Below are 1,755 nucleotides of genomic sequence, written 5' to 3'. Positions count from 1 at the left end.
ACCATCAATCGGCGGAGCCGCCACACCACATGCCTGTCAAGCTGGCGGAACTTCTCGGCGGCGTTCCCGGTTCGGAAGTAGTTGCCCCAGCCGCGCAGGATCGGATTCAAGTCCGCGATCACATCACGGATATCCGTTCCCGACCGGCGGCGGTCGGTCCGTTCCCGGACCTTGTCCCGGAGTCTCTTCATTGCCGCCTGCGATGGCCAGCGATGCAAGTAGTAGCGGACCGTGCCGTACTTCTCCCACGACTTGCCCGAAAAGCGTGCTCTGAAGTGGCAGCCAAGGAAGTCGAGTCCTTCCCGGCCCTCTCTGAGATCAACCACCTTCGTCTTGTCCGGATGCAGCCGCAATCCCAGCGAGCCGAGGATCTCCCCGACCGCCGCCAGGGCCGACCTGGCCTGGCTCGCCGACCGGCACAGGACGACTCCGTCGTCCGCGTACCGCACCAGCTCACCCACCCCGCGCTCAGACAGCTCGGAGTCCAGGACGTGCAGGTAGATGTTGGCCAGCAAGGGCGAGATGACCCCGCCCTGAGGTGTCCCAGCGACCGTCCGCCGAACCTCACCGTCCACCATCACACCCGCTTGCAGCCACAGACGCACCAGCTTGAGCACCCGACGGTCCGATACCCGACGCGCCACTTCCCCAAGAAGACGATCATGATCGATCTCATTGAAGAAGTTACGGATGTCGAATTCCACGACAAAGCGATAGCCCTTGATGAAGCCCTCACGAAGCCGCTCCATCGCATGCGTCGCAGACCTCTTCGGCCGGAACCCGTACGAACACGGAGAGAATCCCGCCTCGAAAACCGGCTCCAACACAATCTTCGCCGCCTGCTGAGCCACTCTGTCGCGCACCGTGGGAATACCCAACGGACGCTTACCGCCCTGCGGTTTCGGGATATCCACACGCCTGGCGGGCGCGGGACGATACACACCTGCGCGGAGAGCCTGCTGAAGTTCGCCGAGCATTCGCCGGACTCCGTATTCGTTCTCCACAAACGCCAGGGTGACCCGATCCACCCCGGCGGCACCTCTATTGGCCCGGACCCGTTCCCACGCCTCCCACAGAACGTCACCTCTGTGAATACGGTCATACAGGGCGTGAAAACGCCGCTCCGGAGACTGCTTGGCCGCAGCCCATAGCCCGCGTTGGAGTTTTCGCACTTTACGGATGGACGCGTGCCCATCCACTACGACGGGGCATCGCCCGCCGGGGGAGTTGGACCGGGCGGTCCCGGTCATGCCCTCGCGCTTACCTCCGCTACGGACGTGATCAAAGTGCGGGCCCTTCCCTCCCGGCGCGTTATGTTGCACGCCGATCAGCGGTACTACGCCCCGCTCGGACTCCCGCTGCCCTCCGGACGACTTCACCATCGGCTTATACGTCCGGTCTCATGCCCGACGCCAGGCGTGGGCAGACGGGTCTCTCCTGTTCCGGCCCAGACCATGCACACGTGCCGCCCTCCGTACCCCGGGAGGACCCCAGGGACTGACCCCGGAACAGGGCCCCCAGGACATGGCCTTCGCCGCGATATGACCGGCTCGGCTCCTCCGCTGTTGGTCTGACGAGGCTGCAAGGTTCGCTTCACGCTACGGCCCGCGTGCTCGCTCCCTCCAAAGAGGCTCTCGACGCCCCGCTCAGCCCGCCACGTCTCCATGACGAACCGGGGCCTGCTACCGGGCACTCCGGTGTCTACCCGGACGGGACTCTCACCCGCAGGCCTGGACCAGCTTCCAGGACGCAACA

1 protein-coding gene is annotated in these 1,755 nt (G+C 65.0%); it reads right to left on the bottom strand.

The window, feature by feature from the left end:
• The coding region (gene ltrA, locus ACFWR9_RS42650; RefSeq protein WP_383853072.1) for a group II intron reverse transcriptase/maturase at positions 1 to 1,028 on the bottom strand (1,028 nt) is incomplete at its 3' end.
• Positions 1,029 to 1,755 lie beyond the last annotated feature (727 nt).

The sequence above is a fragment of the Streptomyces sp. NPDC058534 genome (assembly GCF_042717365.1).
Lineage (GTDB): Bacteria > Actinomycetota > Actinomycetes > Streptomycetales > Streptomycetaceae > Streptomyces.
This window is presented reverse-complemented; position numbering and strand designations above follow the sequence as displayed.